This is a genomic window from Bradyrhizobium sp. WCU1 (assembly GCF_053474805.1).
On the sequence record NZ_CM130280.1, the window covers coordinates 5,074,060 to 5,096,215 of the forward strand.

Sequence of the window (22,156 nt, forward strand, 5' to 3'; positions counted from 1 at the left end):
GTCACAATGCAACTCAATAAGCTTGATCCGACGGGCAAGCCCTGGAATGAGGCCGTGTTGCACGCGCTCGGCGCTGGCAGCATTGCCTATCCGACCGACGCCGCCGGCGCCGTCTCCGCCGTCATTGTCTCGCCCGACATCGACTTGTCGGGGTATGCGGCGGCGATCGCGGCTGAGAGCAAGCGCGAGCTTGCGGCGTATGCCTCGGCCGTTCGGTACGACAAGGAAGTCGGCGGCATCACTTACAACGGCTCGCCGATCGCGACTGACGATCGGTCAAAGCAAATGATCCTCGGCGCCCGGATGGCCGCCCAGGCCGACGCGACGTTCACCACGAAATGGGCCGCGACCGACGGCACGATCGTCGCGCTCGACGCGCCGGGCCTGGTCGCGCTGTCGAATGCGGTGCTTGCGCATGTCCAAGCCTGTTTCTTGCGCTTCGCGTCGGTCAAGGCCGACATCGACGCCGGCAACATCACCACGACCGCGCAAGTCGACGCGGCGTTTGCCGCGATCACCGTCTAAGAGTTGAGGGGTTTGGCGCAATGCCGATTAAACATTCATTCCAGTCGGCGCGTGCCGACAATGACGACGCCGGCGATATTCAGCCGTCGCAATGGAATGCCGATCACGTCTTGACCGGATTGCTTGCGCTGATTGACCAGGTCGCGCCGACGCCGAATAGCTTTTTCACGCTCGACGCCGGCGGCAATCCGCAACTCAAGCCGCTCGCGGATTTCATCGCGTCGTTGCTCGCCTCGCCGGCCTTCACCGGCAACCCGACGGCGCCGACGCCGGCGGCCGGCGACAACGACACGAGTCTCGCGACCACGGCGTTTGTGCAGAACGCGATTGCGGCACTGGTCGCCTCGGCGCCCGGCACGCTCGACACGCTCAACGAATTGGCGACCGCGCTCGGCGACGATCCGAATTTCGCAACTACGATGACCAACGCGCTGGCGGCCAAGGCGCCGCTTGCGTCGCCTGGTTTCAGCGGCACGCCGACGGCGCCGACGCCGGGGGCGGCCGACAACAGCACCAAGCTGGCGACGACGGCGTTTATCGTCACCGCGCTTGCGGCCTATGCCAAGATCGCCTCGCCGACGTTCACCGGCACGCCGGCGGCGCCGACGCCGACGGCCGGCGACAATAGCACCAAACTCGCGACGACGGCGTTCGTGCAGACGGCTGTTTCTGCTATCTCGGGGGCGTTCGGACAATGCCGGCTTGCCAAGAGTGGCGCCAACATCCTGTTGTCGCCGTTCCGGGGCAATCTGCTCACGATCGCGGGCGTTGCGTGCACGGTGCCCGACGCCGGCGTTTCGCTGGCGCCGACCGGCCTCACCGCCGGCACGCTGTATTATATCTATGCGACGCAGTCGGGTGGCGCCGTCAATGCGTTGGAAGCCTCGACGACCGCTTACGTGGTCGACACGACGGCGGGCAATAAGGGCGTTGCGATCAAGACCGGCGATAACACGCGCACCCTGGTCGGCATGGTGCGGCCGATCGCTGGGCCGGCGTTCGCGGACACGCTCGCGCAGCGTTTCGTCCGTTCGTGGTTTAATCGCCTCAAGCCGAACATGGTCGCGTCGTTCTCGGCAAATCGCACGACGACATCGACGGCGTTCGTCGAGTTGAATACCGAAATCAGAACGGAATTTCTGGTTTGGGCCGACGAAACGATTTCGTATGGCTTTAGCGGTTTCGGATTCCATAGCGCCGCCAATGACTATCTCGTTGTCGGCATCACGTTTGACGGCGGCACCACTCCAAACGCCTACGCCGCCACGTTCGGCTCAAACGGCTCCGCGATTCCTTGCTCCACGATGCTGGCAAGCTTCACCGAGGGTTATCACTTCGCGTCAATGGTCGGTCGCGTCGTCACGGGCGGGACCGGGATCGTTCAATTTTCGCCGGCCGGTGCGGCGACGCTCGCCGGCGCGATCATTTAGCGCTGCAACTCTCACAAACTGAAAACGCGCTTGTCGCGGCGATGGCGCTTGCCTTCGCCGCGCCAAGCGATCGCGCGCGCCTGGTGCGCACATGAAGGGGTTAAAGGATGTTCTCGCAATCAATCGTTAACGCGATCGGCGAGGCCGCCGACAAGGCCGGCATCGAGCGGGCGGCGTTGCTCGCGCTGGTCGAGGTCGAAACGTCGGGCAAGCCTTTCGAGGAGGATGGCCGCACGCCGGCCTTGCTCTATGAGCGACATATCGCCTGGCGCATGGCGGCGGCTGTCTCGAAGGCGCTGCAGTCCGCCTTCGCGCTCGCCGGCCTTGCCATCCCGAAATGGTCGCGCTCGACGCAGTACAAAGACCAGGGCACCTCGGCGAAGCGCCTGGCGCTGATCGCCAAGGCGCGCGCCATCAATGAGGAGGTCGCCAACCGCTCGGCCTCCTGGGGCCTCGGCCAAACGATGGGCTTTCTTTACAAAGAGCTTGGTTTCGCCTCGGCGTGCGACATGGTCGAGCACATGACCGGCAACATTGCCGGCCAGGTCGACTGCCTGATCGGCGAGGTGACGCGCGCCAAGCTGATCGCGCCGCTCAATGCGCACAATTGGCCGGTCGTCGCGCGCGGCTACAACGGCGCCGGCTACGCCGCCAACCGTTACGACGTGCGGCTTGCCGACGCCTGGAAACGCTGGTCGCGCAAGCTGGCCGCCGGCACCGCCGCCGCGCCCGATATGCCGGTCGCCGAGGTGAAGGCGCTGCAAACCAAACTGCGCGCGCTCAACATCACCAGCGTCGGCAAGCCCGACGGCGTGTTCGGCGCCAAGACGGTTGGTGCGCTGTCGCAGTTTCAGGCACACGAAGGCTTGCCCGTTACCGGCCGATATGACGATGCGACGCGCGAGGCGCTGAAAAACGCCGAGCCGGCCGAGTCCATGCCGGAACGCAAGCGCACCAGCGCGGCCGATCTCAAGGCCGCCGGCTCGCGCACGATCGCGACCGCCGACAAGATCGGTTTGGTTGGCAAGGCGAAGATCCTCGCCGGCACCGTTTTCGGCACCGGCGCGGTCGCGGAAAAGGCCGGCTTGCTCGACCAGGCGCAAGACGCGGTCGACAAGGTCAACCAGGCTAAAGGCCTGTGGGACTCCGTGCACGACCTGGCCGGCTCGCTGTTCGCCTCGCCGACCGTGATCGCTTGCGCGATCGCGCTTGTCGTCGCCGGCGTCGCCGTTTGGCTCCTCGCCGAGCGGATCAAGGCGCACCGCGTCGAGGATCACCGCACCGGCCGCAACGCCGGCCCGATCGAGGCTTGATCATGTTTGCATCATTGCTCTGGTGGATCGCCGGCCTCGCCGGCGCCGGCGGCGCCGCGTGGATCGCGGCGCTGTTCGTTCCCTCGGTCGCCGTCACGCTCAAGGCCGCCGTCGATTTCGTGCGCTCGCCGGTCGGCACGGTCGCTGCGGCGATCGTTAGCGGCCTGGTGCTGTACGGCGCCGGCTATGTGTCGGGCGACATGGAAGGCACCGACAAGACGCGCGCCGCCTGGCGCGCGGCCAACGTTGAGGCCGATCTCGCCGCCAAGCGGCGCGACGCGCTGATCAAAGCCAAGGTCGCGGCCGACGCCGACGCTGCGAGCGCGCGACTCGAGTCCGACGACAAGATCACCGATCAAGGGGTTTCCGAAAATGAAAAGCCGAATCCTGGCCGGCCTGAGTGTCGCGCTACTGGCGACGACATTAGGCGGCTGCTTTCGATCCGCTGAGATCGCCGAGGGGCGGCCCGGCATCAAGGTCGACGTGCCGCGCGAGTGCGCGCGCCTGGCGCGCCAGGTGCCCGATCCTGGCGCGAAGGAAGGCGACGACGGTTTCGCGATCGCCGGGCGCTATCGCGGCGCCTGGCTCAAGGCAAACCGCCGGATCGGCGAGCTTGCCGCGTGCGAAGGCGGCCAGGCCAACTACTACGCAAAGGCCAGGTGATGGCGAGCAAACCGAAAGCCACGCGGCGCACCCGCCAGGCGCCTCGGCCGCCGCGCCAGGCCGCTCCGCCGTCGACCGTGCCCTTGCCGGCCGACATCGTGTCGTCGCTCACGATGTTGGTCGGCGAAATGCGCGGCCAGTTGGTCGCGCATATCGAGGCGGTGCACCAGGACCGCGCCGAGCGCGACAACGATCGCCGCGACTCCGCGCAGTACCGCAAAGAAATGCGCGAAACGCTCGCCGGCCTCAATGAGAAGATCGACTCTAGCGCGGATCACGGCACCAGGATCAAAGCGCTGGAAAAAACCGCGCTCGATTACAAGACGTTCCGCAATAAGGCCGCCGGCGTCGTGCTTGCGGTCGGCTTTTTTTGGACGTTTGCCGGCTCGGCGATCGTCGACAAGGTCAAAAAGGTTTTCTTCTAAATGTCTGTTGAGTTGACTGACGACCAGTTGCGCCGTGTCGCCGAGGCCAAGACCGCGCATGGCTCGGAGCGCGCCGCCGCGCGCGCCCTGGAAATGTCGCGCACGACTTACCGTTACCAAATCAAGCGGGCCGCCGAGCGCGGCTTGCTCGGTTTCAAGCCGGTGTTGCCGGGCTATGAGCTAAAGCGATCCTCGGCGCAATTCGACAAGGCCGGCAAGGTCGAAAAGGAATGGGTGACGCAGCACAAGGCGAGCGGCCCGGCGTTCAAAATGCCGGCCGGTCAAATCCTCAAGGGCGTGTCGGCATTCATCGACGGTGAGGGGCATATCCGTCACCAGTGGATCAAGACCAAAAACGACTCGGTGACGCCTGACCTGGTCGAAGCGCTCAAGACCGAATTCGCGGCGTATAAGGGCCGCGCGCGCCTGGTGCCGGTGCCGCGCCGGATCGAGCGCGACCTCTTGAACGTCTACCCGATCGCCGATCCGCATATCGGCATGCTCGCGTGGAGACCGCAAACCGGCGCCGACAACGATCTCAAGATCATGAGCGGTCGGCTGTTGGCGACGGCGACGCGACTGGTTTCCGAGGCTCCGCGTGCGCGGCAAGGCCTGATCGTCAACCTGGGCGACTGGTATCACGCCAACGATCAACGCAACGTCACGCCGCGATCGCAACATCAACTCGATGTCGATGGCCGTTGGTTCAAGGTGCTTCGCGCCGGCGTGCAATTGTTTATCCGGATCATCGACCTGGCGCTCGCCAAGCATGAGCGCGTCGAGGTCGTGAACATTCCCGGCAACCACGACCCCGAGGCGGCTTGCGCGCTCGCGCTGGCGCTGTCGTGCTTCTATGCCCGAAACAAGCGCGTCACGATCGCTTTTCCGGCCGACATTTATTATCGCCAGTTCGGCAACACGTTGCTCGGCGCGGCGCACGGCGACAAGTTGCCGCCGGCGCGCATGGCGATGGCGATGGCGACCGACCAGCGCAAGGCCTGGGGCGATACCGCCTATCACTGGTTCATGTACGGGCACATTCACAAGGACAAGGCCGACACGCATGGCGACGTGCGCGTCGAGTCGTTCTCGACTATCGCCGACAAGGATAACCATGCCTTTGCCGGCGGCTGGCGCAATGCCCAGGCGTTGCGGGTGATCACGCTGCACAAGCGCGAAGGTGAGAAAGACCGGCGCACGATCAACATTCCGCCGCCTGAGATGAGGGCCGCCTAATGCCGAAAGCGAAATCCTACGTTCCGCCGTATCCCTTTATCGAGGTGGTTTGGGATGACGCGGCAAGCAACTCCTCGACATGGGTCACCATTGCCGAGGTCACCGGGCCGGAACAGGTCATCACGCGCGGCTGGCTGGTGAAGGAAACCGACACGTTCCTTTCGATCGCCTCCTCGGTCTCAAACGTCGAGATCGAGGAGGACACGGTCGGCAACACCATGACGATTCCCAAGGGCATGATCGTGTCGCGGCGCGCGCTGCGGCTGTCGACGGCCAAGACGAAGGCGAAGTGAATGGCGAGACAAGATCACGACGACTTGCGCAACCTGGCGGCCGACGCGAATGATCGCGGCCGGCGCGATTTTGCGACTTACACCGATCGCGACGGCGCGACGACGACGCGGCCGGTGCGCCGGGGCGACGTGATCGCCGAAGGCGCTGCGGCTATTCGCGAGCTTAAAGAGCGTGCCGACGGCGTCGTGCCGGCACCGAGCCGCAAGCGATTGATCGACGCTGACTCCGCGACGCGCAAACGCTATCCGATGGCGTCCGGTCTCCTCGACTATTTCCCCGACGCGCTCGCCGAGGTCGCCGGCGTGTCCTGGGCCGGCAATGAGAAGCACAATCCCGGCGAGGCGATGCACCACGCGCGCGGCAAGTCGATGGATCACCCCGACTGCATCATGCGGCACCTCACCGAGCGCGGCGGTTTCGACGTGATCGAGATCGCCGGCGTGCCGCACCGCGTGCGCCATAGCGCCGCCCTGGCCTGGCGCGCGCTCGCGTTGTTGCAGGAGGAGATTGAGGCCGAATTCAATTTGCCGCTGCCTCGCGGCGCCAGGGCGGCCGACCAGGTCGTCGACGGGAAAGGGAAGTGAGAATGGCAATCGAGCGATATGTGCACCACGACCGCGAGGTCGCGGTCGACTCCGACCTCAAAGGGAAGCACCGGGCGCATTGCCTTTGCTACGTGTGCGACCGCTTCAAGCCTGGCGCGGCCGATCAATGCCCGATCGCGGCCCAGGTTTACGCCAATTGCGTCGCGCACGGCATCGTGACGCCGGTTTGGGAATGTCCCGATTTCGCGATCGCCGGCTAAAAAGAAAAAGGCGCCTCGGCGTGGTTGCCGGGGCGCCTGGTGAGCCTGGGGCGCCTGGCCGGTGTTCCGGGCCAGGCGATCGGATTGAACGCACCAGCGGGCCGCGCTAGCGGTTCTCGTTAGTCGGTTCCGCCGCCGCCTGGGCCTCCTCGGCCAAAAGCGCCCGCACCTTGGCCGGCGTGAGCAAGGCGAGGGCGATCTCGACCGCGCGCGGGATTTCGCTGTCGCCGGCCAGGAAGCGCCGCACGGTGCGCGGGTTGAGGTGGAACAGGCGGGCCGCGCCTGGTTGCGAGAGGCCGAGGCGCGCCAGGTGGATGCGCGCCTCCTCGGTCGTCATGCGGGCGGCTGGCATCAGGCCGCCGCCGCCTGGTCGCCGGCCTCGATCACGACCGCGTCGGCGCCGGCGACGCGCATGCCCAGGTTAACGGCGTCGCCGACCTGGTTGCGGAATTGCTCGGCCAGCGCGGGGTGCTTCATTTCCTCGGCCGTCCTGGCGTCCTCGGCGAACCGCTTGGCCGCGATTTCGAGCGCGAGGCTGATCATGTTCCGGTCGCTTTCCGAAATCGTGCCCGTCACCGCCGGCGCGGCCCTGCCGAGCGCGCGCGTGGCCGAGTCCGCGATCGAGCCGAGCCGTTCCAAGGTGCGATTGAGTTGCGCGACCGTCGGCCTGGCTTTGGGGCCGTCGCCGGCGTTGAGGCCGAGATCGTCGCGTGCGTTCTCGGCCAGTGTCAGGATGAATTCGAGGGCGTGCTGTTGGCGGAGCATGGGGTTTCCTTTCGAGGGGGGTTAGGCAGTTACGCGGGTGATTTCGTTGTCGGGTAGGAGTCGGTCCCATTGCTCGGCCATCGCCCTCGCAATGCCAGGGAAAAACCGGGATCGCTCATGGCCGGTTTTGCTCTGGTGGAAATAGTAGTTATAGCGCTGGCCGGCGCGCGGGCCGACCTTGCGAACGCAAAATTTCGGCGCGGGAAGCTTTACGATTGCGGTCGGTTCAAGCGGCGATAGTCCCTTGAGCCAAAGGCAAACCTTTTTTTGCATGGGGTCGCCGAATTGCCAGGGCGCGATGATTTGCGACGGCGGCTTGTAACCTGGAATCCGTTGCCTCGCGTGCCGGTGCATGATCGGATTCTCGATCGCAATGCGCTCGATCGGCGCGTGCCAGAAGGCGGAAAATAGCGCGGCGGCGTCGTCGAGTTCCTGCCACACTTGATCGAGGGTTTTGCCTTTTGGCGCGCGGGTGAGCCAGGCGATTCCGCTGTTGCAAAGCCTGGTGCACGGCGGGTGTGCGACTATGAGCAAATCCCAACCGTCGTCGAGGTAGTTCCTGGCGTCGCCGACCAGGTGCTTGTTAGAGCGATCCTCCGCCGGCAACAGGTCGCACGACCAGGCGTCATGACCGCGCGCCGCGAAAGCGCGGCGCACGGTTCCGGAGTATTCGCAGGCGACCAGGACTCGCGCCATCCGCTCGGCTCCCTAGTAGGCCAGGGAGAGCAGGAAGGCGCGCCCGACGATGAGGGCGAGGCCGGCCATGATCGCGAGCGATAGAAGCGCGTCGGTGCGGTTGGCGGGCATTAGCGGGCGCCTCGCTCGATCAAGTCGACGACCAGCAAAACGCTACGCTCCGACCAGTCGGTATTGTCTTTGAGGAGGTCGCGGCGCTGGCCGGCCGTCAGGCGGCCGAGGGCGCGCTCGGCGCTGGCGATCATGTCCTTTGCGACGGAAACCCGCGACAAGGCCAGGTCGGCCATGACATCGCGAGGCGTGTCGGCCGCCGCCTCGCTCGGCCGCGACTGGTCGGCCGACACGGCGCAACTCACGATCCGGAACACGGCTACGCCGCGCGCCTCGGTCTCTTTGAGCGCGGCGAGCCGCATGCCGATCGCGAAGCGCGCGCGATCCTTGGCGCGGGCCTCGGCCGTCTCGGCGTCTCTCGCGAAAAGCCGGATATGGAAATCGGCGCCGGTGGCGATGCGGCGCACCGTCACCTCGAATGCCTGGTTGCGGGTTGTCTGAATGGACATGCTCGTTTGCCTTGTGCTCGCCTGGGCATGATCGCCCTCGGCGACTCGTTAGTTAGGGCATTATGCCCTAGCTTACAAGACAAAACTAACCTGATCGGTTAGCGCGCTTCACCGATTTTTCACGCGTGAATGCGTGAAAAGGCGTGAAATCTCCCAAAATTTGCGAAGTTGGCGCCGGACCTGAAAAGCAAAAAGCCCTGCAAATGCAGGGCTTTGGATGGTGGACGCAGTAGGGATTGAACCTACGACCTCTCCCGTGTGAAGGGAACGCTCTCCCGCTGAGCTATGCGTCCGGGATGTGACGTGCCAAAGGCCGCTGGTCGGCGGCCGGTCGATGAAGGCGCTTCGTCAGAGCGTGCGATTTACGAAGTGCCGGGTAGGGGTGTCAAGCCAAACCCTGCGTAAATCAGGCTCCCTGCTGGCGGGCGCGGGAGGCGTGTGACTGCAGCGCCCGGATGCGTTCGGCGAGCGTGCCGCCGCCTTCGGGCATCCCGCTGCCCGGCGAGACGCCGTTTGCTGCACCGTTGGCGGGCTTGGCGGCGGCCTTGGCCGGCACGGTCGGCTCCGCCGCCAGCATGGCCTCGATCGCCGAATTGGGGCCCTCGAGCTGGATTGCCAGCTTGGCCACCTCGGCCGCGATGTCGTTGATGCGCTCGCGCAGCAGCGCGTTCTCCATCCGCTCGGTTGCCCAGGAGCTTTCGGCCTGCTGCTGGATCGCGTTGATGTCGCGCTGCAGCTTGCCGCGCTCGTCGCGGGCTGTGCGTAGCTGCTCCTCGAGCGCGGCCTTCTCCTGGCGCAGCTTCTCGAGCGCGGACGATTTGCCGCCGCCGGTTGCGGCGATCTCCTCGCGCAATTCCTGCAGGGTCCGCTCGGCGGCAGCATTGGCCTGCTTGAGCTGGCCGTTCTCGAATTCGCGCTCGGCGAGCAGCTTGCCCTGGGTCGCAAGCCGTGTCTCGAGGTCGCTGACGCGATTGCCGAGCATCTCGGCTTCCTTGACCTGGACGATCAGCTGGCGGTCGAGATCGGTGACCCGCTGGCTCAGATTCTCGACCCGGCCGCGCGCATCGGTGAGATCGCGCGTTGCGGTTTCCGACTGGCTGCGCTCTTGGGCGAGGCGGGCTTCGGTCGCCGCGAATTCCCTGGCGGCGTCGCCGACGCGGGTCTTCAGTTCCTCGACCTGGGTCCGCACCGCGACCAGTTCGACCTGGCGGCTGTCGGCGGTCATCGAGCGGTCGTTGAGCTCGGCGTTGATCCTGCCGAGCTCGCCCTGCTTGTCGGTCAGCGCCTGCTCGGCGGTGCGCAGCAGCTCGGTCTTGGCGGCGAACTCTTCCTCGGTGGCGCGAAGCTGCTCCTTCATTGCCTTCTCGCGCGCTTCCAGCGCGAAGATCGCGGCGTTCTTCTCGCCGAGCTCGATCTTCATGCGGTTGATCGCATCGGTCTTCTTGCCGAGCTCGGCGAGCTGGCTCGTGGTCTTGCTCTTGAGCTGGTCGACGCTCATCTCGAGCCGGCGGGCCGACATGGCGAATTCGGCGCGGAGCTGGTCCTTGTCGGCCTGGATCTCGGCCATCGACAGCGGGGTGGCCGCCTCCATCCGGCGCGTGGTCAGCCGCACCGCCCGGTTATGCACCAGCGGCACGATCATCAGGCCACACAGCATCGAGATCAGGAAACCGATCGCCGCGTACATGATCGGCTCGATCATGAAAGATCACTCCAGGAGAGGAAGAAAGAATTTGTTAATCACAATGCCACGGCGGGCCAGCCGAAGGCCAGCCCGTTGCCGCGTTAAGGTGAATCGCTAACGGCGCCGACGCGCCCCGGCGGATTCAACCGACCGGGGCTTGCGGCCTAGAACGGGTTCCAGGTCGCGCGCGGGGTGTATTTGAGATAGCCGACGCTGGCGCCGAGCCTGAGGCCGATGCCCGAGCGAATCGGGACCAGCACGATGTTGTTGGCGGTGAGTGCCGTCATGCCGAAGCCGCCGACGATATAGGCGGAGCCGTCGATGCCGACGAAGCGCTGATAGATCGCCTGCGTCGAGGGCAGATTGTAGACCAGCGTCATGGTCCGGGCGCCGTCGCCGCCCCAGTCGAAGCCGACCGAGGGACCCTGCCAGTAGACCCTGAGGTCGCCGGCGTTCTTGGTGTAGAGCGTGCCTTCGCCATAGCGCAGTCCGGCCACGAACGCGCCGGAGCCTTCCTCGCCGAGCACATAACCGTTGGGCAGACCCCATTGGCTGACCGCGCGCTCGATCACCGAGGCGAGTCCGCGCGAAACGTTGCCGAAGAACTTGTGTCCGGCGCCGACCAGTTCGTCGGGCCCGTAAGTATACGGGGTCGGTTGACGCTGCGGCGGCGGATATTGCGGTGGTGGGGGCTGCTGCGCGGACGCCCCTGCGCTCCAGCACATCAGCGCGGCAAACGCGACCGCGGCAAGGCGTGATGCGAAAGTCATTAAGAACCCCTGCTATCGAAATCCGGGCGTTGCCCTTTAACCTGATGCCAACAGGCACGGCTCTAGGTTGCGCCCGGTGTCCCCTCGACTCGGATGTTATCGGTATCAACTATGACGGCACAACGGCAGGAAAGATATGGATCGTGCCGGGGCATGGCGTTTTTCGGCCTGTTGGCGGGCATTTTGGCGGCCATCTGGCCCGCTTTGCCGGTTCGGGCCACCACGAGCGAGCGCGTGGTGACGAACCGCTACTCCGGCCTTGCGATCGAGGGATTCGATCCGGTCGCCTATTTCACCGACGCCGCCGCCACCCAGGGGCGGCCGGAATTCGAGGCCGCCGGAAGCGGCGTGGTCTGGCGTTTCCGTAACGAAGGCAACCGTGCCTCATTCGTGGCACATCCGGAAATCTATGGCCCACAGTTCGGCGGCTACGACCCGACCGATCTGGTGCGGGGCGTCACCTGCGCGGGCAATCCGCGATTCTGGGTCGTGATCGGGAACAGGCTCTATCTGTTCAATCGGGAACACAGCCGCGATGCCTTTGCCGCCGATCCCGCGCGCTTCCTGACGGAAGCCGCGGCGCGCTGGCCGGAGCTGGAAGAAGGTCTCGCACAGTAATCGGCTCTTTTGTTTGAGCATGATCTTTTCGGAAAACCGCTTCGCACTTTTCCGGATCATGCTTTAGGCCGCGGCTGGGTCGCCCCATGCGATGAATTCCGGCACCAGAAAGTTTTCGCGGCCGAGCCCGAAATGCAAGGGATGCCCGTGCGAATCGGTCACCTTGCCGCCGGCCGCAACGATCACCGCATGACCGGCCGCCACATCCCATTCGGACGTCGGCGAGAGGCGGGGATAGATATCCACCTCGCCTTCGGCGACGCGGCCGAACTTGACGGCTGATCCCAGCACGGCGCGGACCGCACCGCCACGTTCGTCGATGAAGGATTCGGTCCGTGCATCGCCGTGCGAGCGGCTGACCGCGACGGTCCAGGGCGCGCCACGCGGCGGGCAGGGACGGGTCTTGATCGGCACCGCCTGCGACACCGCGTGGCCTTGCAAAGTCAATCGCTCCGCGCCCTTGCCGACGATGCCGCGCCAGATCAGCCCGAGCGCCGGCGCACCGACGATGCCGAGCAGCGGCACGCCATGCGTGACCAGCGCCACATTGACGGTGAACTCGTTGCGGCCGGCGACGAACTCCTTGGTGCCGTCGAGCGGGTCGATCAGGAAGAAACTGTCCTTGTAGGGCGGCGTCGCCAGATGGACGCGCTCCTCCGACAGCAGCGACACATGCGGCGCCAGCCGCGTCAGCCCCTCGACGATGATGTGATCGGCGGCAAGATCGGCCTCGGTGACCGGCGAGCCGTCACTCTTGCCGGTCACATGCATGGCGGAACGGTTGACCGCGAGAATCGCCTCGCCGGCCCGGATCACCAGCTCGGTCAGTGATTCGAGTAGCGTTGCGGCCTTGTCGCAGTCGACGGTGGCCGATTGTGCCTTATTCATGGGCGGGTCTCATATCCTGTTCGCCTTCCCCTGAGATCATGATGTCAGTCCCGCCGCAAGCTGGCAGCATCCGTCTGCCCGGTGTATCAAGCCGACAGGCATGCGTGATTCGCACTCCTCGGTCGGCGTGCGGCTTTCCAGGAAACAATTGATGTCTGGCACTTCGTCTCCCGGTCCCGCTCCCGATGCACTCGAGCTCGCAGCACTGCTGTGCTCGAAAGTCTGTCACGATCTCATCAGTCCGGTCGGCGCGATCGTCAATGGGCTTGAGGTCCTCGACGACAATCCGAAGCCCGAAGATCGCGACTTCGCGCTCGATCTGATCCGCAAGAGCGCGAAGACCGCATCGGCCCGGCTGCAATTCTGCCGGCTTGCATTCGGCGCCGCCGGTTCCTCCGGCGCGCAGATCGATCTCGGCGACGCCCAGAACATGGCGAAGGGGCACATCGAGGACGGCAAGGTGACGCTGACCTGGAATTTGCCGCGGCTGCTGCTGCCCAAGAACCGCGTCAAGCTGCTGCTGAACATGCTGGTGGTCGCGCAGCAGACGATCCCGCGCGGCGGCACGCTCACCGTCGATCCGGTCGGCGAGGGTGACGCGACGCTCTTCCGGATCACATCCGCAGGGCTCAATGCCCGCGTGCCGCAGAACATCGTCGATATCCTCAACGGGACGTCGGCGAACACGGTCGATGCGCATGCGGTTCAGCCATATTACACGCGCCTGCTGGCGGAAGCCTGCGGGCTGAAGGTGACGCTCACGCTCGACGGCGACAAGGTCATTGTCGCCGCAGCCTGAAGGCAGCCGCGCGAAGATCATTAATCAAAGGTTACGATGGGCCGCGCGATTCAATCGCGCGGCCTTATCTCTTTGTTGATCCCGTTCTTTTCCATTTGCTCAACCAAACTTAAACGCTTTGCGGAGAAGCTGACCCAAGTTCCGTCAGGCGCGTCGATCTCGCGCGCCGCTGCGTTTTCGGCGTTTTTCGAAGGTTGGTTTCATGGACGATCTGTTGCGCGAGTTCCTGACGGAGAGCAGCGAGAGCCTGGATACGGTCGACAACCAGCTGGTGCAGTTCGAGCAGGATCCGAACAACGCGAAGATCCTGGACAACATTTTCCGCCTTGTGCACACGATCAAGGGGACCTGCGGCTTCCTCGGGCTGCCGCGGCTGGAAGCGCTGGCGCATGCCGGCGAGACCTTGATGGGCAAATTCCGCGACGGCATGCCGGTGAGAGCGGAAGCCGTGACGCTGATCCTGTCCTCGATCGACCGCATCAAGGAGATATTGGCCGGCCTCGAGGCGGCCGAGGCCGAGCCCGAAGGCAACGACCGCGATCTGATCGATCAGCTGGAAGCGATGGTCGAGCGCGGCATGGCGGCAATGGCCGCCGGTGATGCCGCTGCCGAAGAAGATGTGCCGGTCGTCGAAGCGCCGTCGGTACAGGCGGATATGGCCGAAGGCACGCTGGTGGTGCAGACGCTGGAGCGCCCCTTGCGTCCGGGCGAGGTCTCGCTCGACGAGCTCGAGCGTGCCTTCCGCGAGACCGAGATCGAAGTGGCTGCACCTGCGCCGGCGCCTGCCGCGAAGCTCGTTGCCGCAGCCCCCGCCGCCGAGCCGGCTGAAGCTGCGAAGAAGCCGGCCCGCAAGGCCGCCGCCGAAGACGTCCAGGAAGGCGACAAGATCGCCAACCAGTCGATCCGGGTCAATGTCGATACCCTCGAGCACCTGATGACCATGGTCTCCGAGCTGGTGCTGACCCGCAATCAGCTCTTGGAGATCTCGCGCCGCAACGAGGACACCGAGTTCAAGGTGCCGTTGCAGCGGCTCTCCAACGTCACCGCCGAGCTGCAGGAAGGCGTCATGAAGACGCGGATGCAGCCCATCGGCAATGCCTGGCAGAAGCTGCCGCGCATCGTCCGCGACCTCTCCGGCGAACTCGGCAAGCAGATCGAGCTCGAGATGCACGGCGCCGACACCGAGCTCGACCGCCAGGTGCTCGACCTGATCAAGGATCCGCTGACGCACATGGTGCGCAACTCCGCCGATCACGGGCTGGAGACCACCGCCGAACGCCTCGCCGCCGGCAAGCCGGAGCAGGGCACCATCCGCCTCAGTGCCTATCACGAAGGCGGCCACATCATCATCTGCATCGCCGACAATGGCCGCGGGCTCAACACCGAGCGGATCAAGGCCAAGGCACTCCAGAACGGTCTCGTCACCGAGGCTGAATTGGAGAAGATGACCGAGGCCCAGATCCACAAGTTCATCTTCGCGCCGGGCTTCTCGACCGCAGCGCAGGTGACCTCGGTGTCCGGCCGCGGCGTCGGCATGGACGTGGTGCGAACCAATATCGACCAGATCGGCGGCACCATCGACATCAAGAGCGTGGCCGGCGAGGGCGCCAGTGTCACCATCAAGATCCCGCTGACCTTGGCGATCGTCTCGGCGCTGATCGTGGAAGCCGGCGGCGACCGTTTTGCCATTCCGCAACTGTCCGTGGTCGAGCTGGTGCGGGCCCGCGCCAACTCCGAGCACCGCATCGAGCGGATCAAGGACACCGCGGTCTTGCGGCTGCGCAACAAGCTGCTGCCGCTGATTCATCTCAAGAAGCTGCTGAGGATCGACGACGGCGCCACCACCACCAGCGATGCCGAGAACGGCTTCATCGTGGTGACGCAGGTCGGCAGCCAGACCTTCGGCATCGTGGTCGACGGCGTGTTCCACACCGAGGAGATCGTGGTCAAGCCGATGTCCACAAAACTGCGGCACATCGACATGTTCTCCGGCAACACCATTTTGGGCGATGGCGCCGTGATCATGATCATCGACCCCAACGGCATCGCCAAGGCGCTCGGCGCCTCCGGCTCCTCGGCCCATGACATGGCCGACGAAAATGCCTCAGCCCATGCCGCGAGCGGCGAGCAGCTGACCTCGCTGTTGGTGTTCCGCGCCGGCTCCTCGCAGCCCAAGGCGGTGCCGCTCGGCCTCGTCACGCGGCTGGAGGAGATCGCAACCGACAAGATCGAGCTCTCGAACGGCCGCTACATGGTGCAGTACCGCGAGCAGCTGATGCCGCTGGTGCAGATGGCCGGCGTCGAGGTGCAGGCGCAGGGGTCGCAGCCGATCCTGGTGTTCGCCGACGACGGCCGCTCGATGGGGCTCGTGGTCGACGAGATCATCGACATCGTCGAGGAAAAGCTCAACATCGAGGTCGCGGGCAGCCAGGACGGCATTCTGGGCTCGGCCGTGATCAAGGGCCAGGCCACCGAGGTGATCGACGTCGGCCACTTCCTCCCGATGGCGTTCGCCGACTGGTTCTCGCGCAAGGAGATGCGTCCGTCGGCCAGCGCGCAGTCGGTGCTGCTGGTCGACGACAGCGCGTTCTTCCGCAACATGCTGGCGCCGGTGCTGAAAGCCGCCGGCTACAAGGTGCGGACCGCGGGCGGCGCGCAGGAGGGGCTCGCCGCGCTGCGCTCGGGGCAGGCCTTCGACGTCGTGCTGACCGACATCGAGATGCCCGAGATGAACGGCTTCGAGTTCGCCGAGAACATCCGGTCTGACCACAATCTGAACCAGCTGCCGATCATCGCGCTGTCGGCGATGGTGTCGCCGGCGGCGATCGAGCGCGGCCGGCAGGCCGGCTTCCACGACTATGTCGCCAAGTTCGACCGTCCCGGGCTGATCGCGGCGCTGAAAGAGCAGACCGCAGAGTTGCGGCGCGCCGCTTGAAGGAAACAGCATTGATGACCAAGACCGAGACCAGTGAAGGCGCGATGGCCGAGTACGTCACCGCTGTGATCGGCGGGCAGCTGTTCGGGCTGCCGATCTCGCGGGTGCAGGATGTGTTCATGCCGGAGCGGCTGACGCGGGTGCCGCTGGCCTCCAGCGAGATCGCCGGCGTGCTCAATTTGCGCGGCCGCATCGTCACCGTGGTCGACATGCGCGCCCGGCTCGGGCTGCCGAAGGCCGACGACGGCAAGCCGATGGCGGTCGGCGTCGACCAGCGCGGCGAATCCTATGGCCTCCTGATCGACCAGATCGGCGAGGTGCTGCGGCTGCCCGACGACAGCCGCGAGGACAACCCGGTCAATCTCGATCTCCGCATGGCCAAGCTCGCCGGCGGCGTCCACCGGCTCGACGGCCAGCTCATGGTCGTCCTCGATGTCGATCGCGTGCTTGAACTGGTGCCTGATGCCAAGGCGGCCTGAGACGGGCCGACAGAATTGAAGAACTGAAACGTCCCCCCGGGGATGAGGAAGGTGAGGTCGCAGATGAGAACCTGTCTTGTTGTCGATGACTCAAGCGTCATTCGCAAGGTCGCCCGCCGTATCCTGGAAGGGCTCGATTTCACGATCGTCGAGGCTGAGGACGGCGCGAAAGCGCTCGAGGCGTGCAAGCGCGCGATGCCCGAGGCCGTGCTGCTCGACTGGAACATGCCCGTGATGGACGGCTACGAGTTTCTCGGCAATCTCCGCCGCATGCCCGGCGGCGATCAGCCCAAGGTCGTGTTCTGCACCACCGAGAATGACGTCGCGCATATCGCCCGCGCGCTGCATGCCGGTGCCAACGAATACATCATGAAGCCGTTCGACCGGGACATCGTCACCGCGAAGTTCCAGGAAGTCGGGCTTATCTAGGTTCACTGTTCGATCCGGCGGCAGAAGCCTTCGGCTCAACGGTTGTTGTGCGTCGTGTTGCGTCGCTGGTGAAGTCATGAGTGTTGCGTTGACAAGTTCTGCGGTCCCGACATCGACCCGAACCGACAAGGTGCGGGTGATGGTGGTCGACGATTCCGTGGTGATCCGCGGGATGATCTCGCGCTGGATCGGTGCCGAGCCCGACATGGAGGTCGTGGCTTCGCTGCGCACCGGCCTCGATGCCGTCAACCAGCTCGATCGCATCAATCCCGACGTCGCGGTGCTCGACATCGAGATGCCCGACCTCGATGGCATCTCGGCGCTGCCGCAGCTGCTGGCGAAGAAGCGCGATCTCATCGTGATCATGGCCTCCACGCTGACCCGCCGCAATGCCGAGATCAGCCTGAAGGCGCTGTCGCTCGGTGCGTCCGACTACATTCCGAAGCCGGAGAGCACGCGCGAGGCCACCGCGGCCGAAACCTTCCGCCACGATCTGATCCAGAAGATCCGTCATCTCGGCGCCAAGGCGCGGCGCAGCACCGTGCACACGACGGTAAGTCCGCCGCTGGCGCCCGGTCACGACAAATCGCGTCCGGCGGCTCCGGCTGCAGCGCCCACGGCGTCGGCCCCAATCGCGCGCCGTTCGTTCGGCCTGCTGCAGCCGAAGGTGCTGCTGATCGGCTCCTCCACCGGCGGCCCGCAGGCGCTGATGTCGCTGGTCGCGGAGATCGGTGCGGTGATCGATCGCGTCCCGGTGCTGATCACCCAGCACATGCCGCCGACCTTCACCACGATTCTCGCCGAGCACCTGGCGCGCGCCAGCAAGCGGCCGGCGCATGAGGGGATCGACGGTGAGAGCATCAAGCCGGGCCGGATCTATCTGGCGCCCGGAGCGCGCCACATGCGCATCGTCCGCCACGGCATCGACGCCACCATCGCGCTCGACGACGGGCCGCCGGTCAACTTCTGCAAGCCCGCGGTGGACCCGATGTTCACCTCCGCCATTGATGTCTGGCAGGGCAGCATCATGTCGGTGATCCTGACCGGCATGGGCTCCGACGGCATGCGCGGCGGCAAGGACATCGTCGCCGCCGGCGGCAGCGTGATCGCCCAGGATGAAGCCACCAGCGTGGTGTGGGGCATGCCTGGTGCTGCGGTCAATGCCGGGATCTGCGCCGCGGTGTTGCCGCTCAATCAGATCGCGTCGAAGCTTGTTCGCGTGTTTGCCGGAGACCGTTCGTGACGCCGCTGGACTACGAGTATCTGCGTAAGCTTCTGAAGGAACGTTCTGGGCTCGATCTGTCGAGCGATAAGCAATATCTGGTCGAGAGCCGCCTGCTGCCGCTGGCGCGCAGGTCGAACCTTGCCGGCATTCCCGAGCTGGTCCAGAAGATGAAGGGCGGCGCCGAGGCGCTGACCTCGGAGGTGGTCGAAGCGATGACCACCAACGAGACCTTCTTCTTCCGCGACAAGATCCCGTTCGATCATCTGAAGGACGCAGTGCTGCCGGCGCTGGCACAGGCGCGCGCGGCGCGCCGCAGCCTGCGGATCTGGTGCGCGGCATCGTCGACCGGGCAGGAGCCGTATTCGATCGCGATGCTGCTGAAGGAGATGACCGCGCTGTTCGCGGGCTGGCGCATCGAGATCGTCGCGACCGACCTGTCGCAGGCGGTGCTGGAAAAGTCCAAGGCCGGCCTGTTCAGCCAGTTCGAGGTGCAGCGCGGCCTGCCGATCCAGCTGCTGCTGAAGTATTTCAAGCAGCAGGGCGAGCTCTGGCAGCTCAACGCCGATATCCGCGGCATGGTGCAGCATCGCCAGCTCAACCTGCTGCAGGACATCTCGCATCTCGGCACCTTCGACGTGATCTTCTGCCGCAACGTGCTGATCTATTTCGATCAGCAGACCAAGGCGGGCATCTTCGGCAAGATCTCTCGGATGCTCGAGCCTGACGGCGTGCTGGCGCTAGGCGCGGCGGAATCCGTGGTCGGCATCACCAATTTGTTCCGGCCGTATCCCGACCGCCGCGGGCTCTATCAGCCCAGCACCGCCCCGGTCGCGCGCGCCGGAGCCGCGTTGCATGTGCTGAAGGCGGTCGCGTCCGCTGCGCGGTGACTTGACTGGATCTCTCTAGACCGGGAAGCGCAACTCTGCGCGTTCCGTGACCCTGAGGAGCCGCGAAGCGGCGTCTCGAAGGGTCGACGGCCACCAGCCGGGCCGTGCATCCTTCGAGGCTCGCTCCGCTCGCACCTCAAGGATGACGGGAAAGGATCGCGCTTGCTTCAACTGCTTCCGGCTACAAAATCGCGTGCGGCAGGAAGCGCGAGGTGTTGCCGGTGATCGGATTTTCATCTTCGCGGATCGAGAGCCCGCAGGGCGTGTGGTCGACCAGCCAGCTTCCGAGCACCGGATACTGGCCGGAGAAATTAGGCAGCGGCGCCAGCGCCTGGCGGATGAAGCCTTCGGCGCCGTAGGGGCCTTGCTCGGCGACCAGCGTGACGCCGGCGCTGACCAGTTCGACATTGGCGCCCTCGCGCGAATAGATCGGCTTGCGCACGAAGGAGGTGCCTAGCTGCGCGGCCTGCGGGTCGTCGTCGAACCAGGCCGGCAGCAAGTTGGGATGGCCCGGAAACATCTCCCACAACAGTGGCAAGATGCCCTTGTTGGACAGGATCGCCTTCCAAGGCGGCTCGATCCATTGCGTCGGCGCCGAGCTGAGGTTCTTGCCGAATGCGTCGTGAAACATCCACTCCCATGGATAGAGCTTGAAGGCGAGTGCGATCAGGCTTTCGTCGAGGTCGACGAACTGGCCGTCATCGCGCAGCCCGATCTCCTCGATGTCGAGCAGCGTGGTCTTCAGCCCGGCCTGCGCCGCGGTGTCCTCGAGATAAGCAAGCGTGCCGGCGTCCTCGGCATTGCCGGTCAATCCGGTGAGATGCAGCGGATGGTTGGCGCCGATGGTCTTCCAGGCTTCGATCAACCGCTCGTGGATCGAGTTGAACTGGTCGGCGCGTTTCGGGATGATGTTGCGCGCGATCGCCTGCTCGAGCCAGGTCCACTGAAACACCGCCGCCTCGAAGATCGAGGTCGGCGTGTCGGCATTGTATTCGAGCAGCTTGGCCGGGCTGCTGCCGTCGAAGCTGAGGTCGAGCCGGCCGTAGAGGCTTGGATCCCTGCGGCGCCAGCTCGCCGCGATCAGGTCCCAGAACGCCTCCGGAATCTTGAGCCGGCGCAGATAGCGCTCATCCCTGACCGCGCGTCCGGCGAGCTCGAGGCACATCGCATCGATCTCGCCGGTCGGCGCCTCGATCGAACGCTCGATCTCGTCGAGCGTGAAAGCGTAGTAGGCGCGCTCGTCCCAGTAGCGTTCGCCTTCGATGGTATGGAAGGTGAAGCCGACGCTCTCGGCGGTGGCCTGCCAGTCGTCGCGCTCGGGACATGCGATGCGTTGCATGAAGGGGACCTGATCGCTACTCAGCCTCGTATCAGCCGCCACCATGCGACGGATGGCCGAAATGGGCGAGGCCGCGCGGCGCGCCGCCGAAGCCGCCGGAGGGCGACACCGACACTTGCTCCGGATCGCGCTTCGTTTTGTGTCCGGCATGGTGATGACGGCTGCGGGCGTGAGCCGGCGTCAGCCCGATCGAAGCTGCGCCGATCGCGACGCTCCCCATCAGTTTCAGCCAGACCCGGCGTGAGCGCTTCATCGACGCGATCCCTACCTTCCGCCCTGCCATTTGCGGAGCCGCGCCGAGTTTCCATCAGCTCTGATTGCCGGGCAAGCGAAAGCACGCGACGACACGCCAATGTGCTCATCAGCCGCCGCCGAAGCCGAATGCATGCGCGAACGAGCCGAAGCCGCCGCGGCTCACTGACGAGCTTGACGACGAGCTTGACGAGGATGAAGAGCCGCCCGACGACGAGCTTCCGCTGTAGAAGCTGCTGCGCGAGCCGCCACCGCTGCCACCGCCGCCCGATCCGGACGACGAGCTGCGCTGCGTGCAATCGGCGCCGGGTTGCGGGACGGCCGGCGTGGTGACGCCCGGCGGCGTCGGCGGGATCGGCTGGCAATTCTGCCGCGGCATCAGCGCGTAGGCGCCACTGCCGACCGCGAGCGTGCCCATCATCAGCAGCGCGACATGATTGGACCGCTTGGAGGGCGGATCGGGCCGCGGCGGTACCGCCGGCACCACCGGCCGCCGTTTGCCGAATTCCGGGTTTGGTTTGCGCGCCATGGTTCGGCTCAATGGCTCAGTAGATCATGCAGGCCGCGTTCAGCGCACCTGCGGCGAGCGAGGACAGCCCGAGCCAGATCGCCGCCGCCATTTCGCCGGAGGCGATCCGCGCCGACAGGTTCGGCACCGGGATCTTCACGATGTAATAGACGATGATCTGCACGATCAGCGCGATGATGCTCCAGATCAGACAGTCGATCACATTGGCGGAATGGGCGATAGCGCTGACCACCGGCAGCACGAAGCCGAGCAGGCTGAGGCCGAGCGCAATCGCTGCCGCCGGATCGTTGTCGCGGATCAGCTGGAATTCGTCATGCGGCGTGACGCGCGTGTAGACGAACAGATAGGCGACCACGGCGATCAGCGCCGTGCAGAAATAGACCAGGAACGCCGGCAGGCCGGCGAGGGATTGCAGGATCATGTGATGCGCCCGAATTGCCCCAGATGGTCATCCTATAGCTGATTGGTCGCAATTCGCGAAGTTTGGGTTCGAAGGGTCCCCCGGCTTGTGGGCATCGGCGTGCGCGGACCGGTGGAAAAATTGCTGCGCGGCGGTGTGAGCCGCTTCACAGCGGCCTGTGCGATGGTCGTTTATACGATATGCAACCAG

The 22,156-nt window shown here is 65.3% G+C and carries 28 protein-coding genes and 1 tRNA gene; 17 read left to right on the plus strand and 12 right to left on the minus strand.

Annotated elements, in window-relative coordinates; genetic code table 11:
- The first annotated feature begins 6 nt into the window (after positions 1–6).
- From ACTUWL_RS23530 to ACTUWL_RS23575, 10 genes are all read left to right on the plus strand, one after another.
- Positions 7–525, plus strand: a complete 519-nt coding sequence (locus tag ACTUWL_RS23530; RefSeq protein ID WP_291730201.1) for a DUF4376 domain-containing protein — start codon at positions 7–9, stop codon at positions 523–525.
- Positions 526–545: 20 nt separating this feature from the next.
- Positions 546–1,955 carry a hypothetical protein gene (locus ACTUWL_RS23535; protein WP_448212146.1) on the plus strand — a complete coding sequence of 470 codons (1,410 nt, stop codon included), beginning with the start codon at positions 546–548 and terminating at the stop codon, positions 1,953–1,955.
- 107 nt (positions 1,956–2,062) lie between these two features.
- Positions 2,063–3,268, plus strand: coding sequence for an N-acetylmuramidase domain-containing protein (locus ACTUWL_RS23540; protein ID WP_448212148.1), 1,206 nt, complete (start codon positions 2,063–2,065; stop codon positions 3,266–3,268).
- 2 nt (positions 3,269–3,270) lie between these two features.
- Positions 3,271–3,717, plus strand: coding sequence for a hypothetical protein (locus tag ACTUWL_RS23545; RefSeq protein WP_448212150.1), 447 nt, complete (start codon positions 3,271–3,273; stop codon positions 3,715–3,717).
- Positions 3,641–3,931 (plus strand): hypothetical protein, encoded by a 291-nt coding sequence (locus ACTUWL_RS23550; RefSeq protein ID WP_291730193.1) that lies wholly within the window; start codon positions 3,641–3,643, stop codon positions 3,929–3,931. Before ACTUWL_RS23545 ends, ACTUWL_RS23550 begins: the two co-directional genes overlap by 77 nt.
- Before the next feature lie 83 nt (positions 3,932–4,014).
- Complete coding sequence (locus tag ACTUWL_RS23555; RefSeq protein WP_448212153.1) at positions 4,015–4,356, plus strand: hypothetical protein; 342 nt, start codon at positions 4,015–4,017, stop codon at positions 4,354–4,356.
- Positions 4,357–5,592 (plus strand): hypothetical protein, encoded by a 1,236-nt coding sequence (locus ACTUWL_RS23560; protein WP_448212155.1) that lies wholly within the window; start codon positions 4,357–4,359, stop codon positions 5,590–5,592.
- On the plus strand, positions 5,592–5,885 hold the full coding sequence (locus ACTUWL_RS23565) for a hypothetical protein (RefSeq protein WP_448212157.1): 294 nt from the start codon (positions 5,592–5,594) through the stop codon (positions 5,883–5,885). Before ACTUWL_RS23560 ends, ACTUWL_RS23565 begins: the two co-directional genes overlap by 1 nt.
- 24 nt (positions 5,886–5,909) lie before the next feature.
- Positions 5,910–6,470: a dATP/dGTP diphosphohydrolase domain-containing protein gene (locus ACTUWL_RS23570; RefSeq protein WP_448212159.1), complete on the plus strand. Its 561-nt coding sequence runs from the start codon at positions 5,910–5,912 to the stop codon at positions 6,468–6,470.
- A 2-nt stretch (positions 6,471–6,472) separates the two neighbouring features.
- Entirely contained in the window at positions 6,473–6,691 is a 219-nt protein-coding gene (locus ACTUWL_RS23575; protein ID WP_448212161.1) for a hypothetical protein, read from the plus strand.
- 106 nt (positions 6,692–6,797) lie between these two features.
- On the opposite strand, the gene ACTUWL_RS23580 is transcribed toward ACTUWL_RS23575, so the two are convergent.
- The 7 genes from ACTUWL_RS23580 to ACTUWL_RS23610 form a co-directional block, all read right to left on the minus strand.
- A complete protein-coding gene (locus ACTUWL_RS23580; protein WP_448212163.1) occupies positions 6,798–7,028 on the minus strand; it encodes a hypothetical protein in 231 nt (76 codons plus the stop codon).
- A 14-nt stretch (positions 7,029–7,042) separates the two neighbouring features.
- Positions 7,043–7,456, minus strand: coding sequence for a hypothetical protein (locus tag ACTUWL_RS23585; protein WP_448212165.1), 414 nt, complete (start codon positions 7,454–7,456; stop codon positions 7,043–7,045).
- Between the two features lie 21 nt (positions 7,457–7,477).
- Positions 7,478–8,152, minus strand: coding sequence for a hypothetical protein (locus ACTUWL_RS23590; protein WP_448212167.1), 675 nt, complete (start codon positions 8,150–8,152; stop codon positions 7,478–7,480).
- Between the two features lie 110 nt (positions 8,153–8,262).
- Positions 8,263–8,670, minus strand: a complete 408-nt coding sequence (locus ACTUWL_RS23595; protein ID WP_448212169.1) for a hypothetical protein — start codon at positions 8,668–8,670, stop codon at positions 8,263–8,265.
- Positions 8,671–8,930: 260 nt separating this feature from the next.
- Positions 8,931–9,005: transfer RNA gene (locus ACTUWL_RS23600), tRNA-Val, on the minus strand.
- Between the two features lie 113 nt (positions 9,006–9,118).
- On the minus strand, positions 9,119–10,414 hold the full coding sequence (locus ACTUWL_RS23605) for a hypothetical protein (RefSeq protein WP_021079794.1): 1,296 nt from the start codon (positions 10,412–10,414) through the stop codon (positions 9,119–9,121).
- 146 nt (positions 10,415–10,560) lie between these two features.
- Entirely contained in the window at positions 10,561–11,166 is a 606-nt protein-coding gene (locus tag ACTUWL_RS23610; protein ID WP_021079795.1) for a DUF1134 domain-containing protein, read from the minus strand.
- Between the two features lie 153 nt (positions 11,167–11,319).
- Here ACTUWL_RS23610 and ACTUWL_RS23615 point away from each other — a divergent pair, with 153 nt between their 5' ends.
- On the plus strand, positions 11,320–11,784 hold the full coding sequence (locus tag ACTUWL_RS23615; protein ID WP_021079796.1) for a YHS domain-containing (seleno)protein: 465 nt from the start codon (positions 11,320–11,322) through the stop codon (positions 11,782–11,784).
- Between the two features lie 63 nt (positions 11,785–11,847).
- Here the strand turns inward: ACTUWL_RS23615 and cysQ are convergent, their stop codons facing one another.
- Positions 11,848–12,672 (minus strand): 3'(2'),5'-bisphosphate nucleotidase CysQ, encoded by an 825-nt coding sequence (gene cysQ, locus ACTUWL_RS23620; protein WP_021079797.1) that lies wholly within the window; start codon positions 12,670–12,672, stop codon positions 11,848–11,850.
- A 151-nt stretch (positions 12,673–12,823) separates the two neighbouring features.
- Between cysQ and chpT the strand changes: the two genes are divergently transcribed.
- From chpT to ACTUWL_RS23650, 6 genes are all read left to right on the plus strand, one after another.
- Positions 12,824–13,471: a histidine phosphotransferase ChpT gene (gene chpT / locus ACTUWL_RS23625; protein WP_021079798.1), complete on the plus strand. Its 648-nt coding sequence runs from the start codon at positions 12,824–12,826 to the stop codon at positions 13,469–13,471.
- 202 nt (positions 13,472–13,673) lie between these two features.
- A complete protein-coding gene (locus ACTUWL_RS23630; RefSeq protein WP_203368940.1) occupies positions 13,674–16,406 on the plus strand; it encodes a hybrid sensor histidine kinase/response regulator in 2,733 nt (910 codons plus the stop codon).
- Between the two features lie 14 nt (positions 16,407–16,420).
- Positions 16,421–16,885 carry a chemotaxis protein CheW gene (locus ACTUWL_RS23635; protein WP_021081913.1) on the plus strand — a complete coding sequence of 155 codons (465 nt, stop codon included), beginning with the start codon at positions 16,421–16,423 and terminating at the stop codon, positions 16,883–16,885.
- Between the two features lie 63 nt (positions 16,886–16,948).
- On the plus strand, positions 16,949–17,314 hold the full coding sequence (locus tag ACTUWL_RS23640; protein WP_021081912.1) for a response regulator: 366 nt from the start codon (positions 16,949–16,951) through the stop codon (positions 17,312–17,314).
- A 76-nt stretch (positions 17,315–17,390) separates the two neighbouring features.
- Positions 17,391–18,557, plus strand: a complete 1,167-nt coding sequence (locus ACTUWL_RS23645; RefSeq protein WP_035653321.1) for a protein-glutamate methylesterase/protein-glutamine glutaminase — start codon at positions 17,391–17,393, stop codon at positions 18,555–18,557.
- A complete protein-coding gene (locus ACTUWL_RS23650) occupies positions 18,554–19,426 on the plus strand; it encodes a CheR family methyltransferase (RefSeq protein ID WP_021081910.1) in 873 nt (290 codons plus the stop codon). The genes ACTUWL_RS23645 and ACTUWL_RS23650 overlap by 4 nt, the downstream gene beginning before the upstream one ends.
- 181 nt (positions 19,427–19,607) lie before the next feature.
- Here ACTUWL_RS23650 and ACTUWL_RS23655 read toward each other — a convergent pair whose 3' ends face one another.
- The 4 genes from ACTUWL_RS23655 to ACTUWL_RS23670 all read right to left on the minus strand — a co-directional run bounded on the left by ACTUWL_RS23655 (position 19,608) and on the right by ACTUWL_RS23670 (position 21,967).
- On the minus strand, positions 19,608–20,765 hold the full coding sequence (locus ACTUWL_RS23655) for a glutathionylspermidine synthase family protein (protein WP_021081909.1): 1,158 nt from the start codon (positions 20,763–20,765) through the stop codon (positions 19,608–19,610).
- A gap of 31 nt (positions 20,766–20,796) precedes the next feature.
- Positions 20,797–21,018, minus strand: coding sequence for a hypothetical protein (locus ACTUWL_RS23660; protein WP_021081908.1), 222 nt, complete (start codon positions 21,016–21,018; stop codon positions 20,797–20,799).
- A 108-nt stretch (positions 21,019–21,126) separates the two neighbouring features.
- Entirely contained in the window at positions 21,127–21,546 is a 420-nt protein-coding gene (locus tag ACTUWL_RS23665) for a hypothetical protein (RefSeq protein ID WP_021081907.1), read from the minus strand.
- A 16-nt stretch (positions 21,547–21,562) separates the two neighbouring features.
- A complete protein-coding gene (locus ACTUWL_RS23670) occupies positions 21,563–21,967 on the minus strand; it encodes a DUF350 domain-containing protein (protein WP_021081906.1) in 405 nt (134 codons plus the stop codon).
- Positions 21,968–22,156 lie beyond the last annotated feature (189 nt).

What these genes read in the sequence shown, in the direction of transcription:
- cysQ (WP_021079797.1), bottom strand. Translation starts at nt 12,672, where the DNA reads ATGAATAAGGCACAATCGGCCACCGTCGACTGCGACAAGGCCGCAACG.
- chpT (WP_021079798.1), top strand. Translation starts at nt 12,824, where the DNA reads ATGTCTGGCACTTCGTCTCCCGGTCCCGCTCCCGATGCACTCGAGCTC.
- ACTUWL_RS23535 (WP_448212146.1), top strand. Translation starts at nt 546, where the DNA reads ATGCCGATTAAACATTCATTCCAGTCGGCGCGTGCCGACAATGACGAC.
- ACTUWL_RS23665 (WP_021081907.1), bottom strand. Translation starts at nt 21,546, where the DNA reads ATGGCGCGCAAACCAAACCCGGAATTCGGCAAACGGCGGCCGGTGGTG.
- ACTUWL_RS23670 (WP_021081906.1), bottom strand. Translation starts at nt 21,967, where the DNA reads ATGATCCTGCAATCCCTCGCCGGCCTGCCGGCGTTCCTGGTCTATTTC.
- ACTUWL_RS23590 (WP_448212167.1), bottom strand. Translation starts at nt 8,152, where the DNA reads ATGGCGCGAGTCCTGGTCGCCTGCGAATACTCCGGAACCGTGCGCCGC.
- ACTUWL_RS23580 (WP_448212163.1), bottom strand. Translation starts at nt 7,028, where the DNA reads ATGACGACCGAGGAGGCGCGCATCCACCTGGCGCGCCTCGGCCTCTCG.
- ACTUWL_RS23560 (WP_448212155.1), top strand. Translation starts at nt 4,357, where the DNA reads ATGTCTGTTGAGTTGACTGACGACCAGTTGCGCCGTGTCGCCGAGGCC.
- ACTUWL_RS23630 (WP_203368940.1), top strand. Translation starts at nt 13,674, where the DNA reads ATGGACGATCTGTTGCGCGAGTTCCTGACGGAGAGCAGCGAGAGCCTG.
- ACTUWL_RS23615 (WP_021079796.1), top strand. Translation starts at nt 11,320, where the DNA reads ATGGCGTTTTTCGGCCTGTTGGCGGGCATTTTGGCGGCCATCTGGCCC.
- ACTUWL_RS23565 (WP_448212157.1), top strand. Translation starts at nt 5,592, where the DNA reads ATGCCGAAAGCGAAATCCTACGTTCCGCCGTATCCCTTTATCGAGGTG.
- ACTUWL_RS23585 (WP_448212165.1), bottom strand. Translation starts at nt 7,456, where the DNA reads ATGCTCCGCCAACAGCACGCCCTCGAATTCATCCTGACACTGGCCGAG.
- ACTUWL_RS23655 (WP_021081909.1), bottom strand. Translation starts at nt 20,765, where the DNA reads ATGCAACGCATCGCATGTCCCGAGCGCGACGACTGGCAGGCCACCGCC.
- ACTUWL_RS23660 (WP_021081908.1), bottom strand. Translation starts at nt 21,018, where the DNA reads ATGAAGCGCTCACGCCGGGTCTGGCTGAAACTGATGGGGAGCGTCGCG.
- ACTUWL_RS23640 (WP_021081912.1), top strand. Translation starts at nt 16,949, where the DNA reads ATGAGAACCTGTCTTGTTGTCGATGACTCAAGCGTCATTCGCAAGGTC.
- ACTUWL_RS23645 (WP_035653321.1), top strand. Translation starts at nt 17,391, where the DNA reads ATGAGTGTTGCGTTGACAAGTTCTGCGGTCCCGACATCGACCCGAACC.
- ACTUWL_RS23545 (WP_448212150.1), top strand. Translation starts at nt 3,271, where the DNA reads ATGTTTGCATCATTGCTCTGGTGGATCGCCGGCCTCGCCGGCGCCGGC.
- ACTUWL_RS23635 (WP_021081913.1), top strand. Translation starts at nt 16,421, where the DNA reads ATGACCAAGACCGAGACCAGTGAAGGCGCGATGGCCGAGTACGTCACC.
- ACTUWL_RS23550 (WP_291730193.1), top strand. Translation starts at nt 3,641, where the DNA reads ATGAAAAGCCGAATCCTGGCCGGCCTGAGTGTCGCGCTACTGGCGACG.
- ACTUWL_RS23540 (WP_448212148.1), top strand. Translation starts at nt 2,063, where the DNA reads ATGTTCTCGCAATCAATCGTTAACGCGATCGGCGAGGCCGCCGACAAG.
- ACTUWL_RS23605 (WP_021079794.1), bottom strand. Translation starts at nt 10,414, where the DNA reads ATGATCGAGCCGATCATGTACGCGGCGATCGGTTTCCTGATCTCGATG.
- ACTUWL_RS23530 (WP_291730201.1), top strand. Translation starts at nt 7, where the DNA reads ATGCAACTCAATAAGCTTGATCCGACGGGCAAGCCCTGGAATGAGGCC.
- ACTUWL_RS23575 (WP_448212161.1), top strand. Translation starts at nt 6,473, where the DNA reads ATGGCAATCGAGCGATATGTGCACCACGACCGCGAGGTCGCGGTCGAC.
- ACTUWL_RS23610 (WP_021079795.1), bottom strand. Translation starts at nt 11,166, where the DNA reads ATGACTTTCGCATCACGCCTTGCCGCGGTCGCGTTTGCCGCGCTGATG.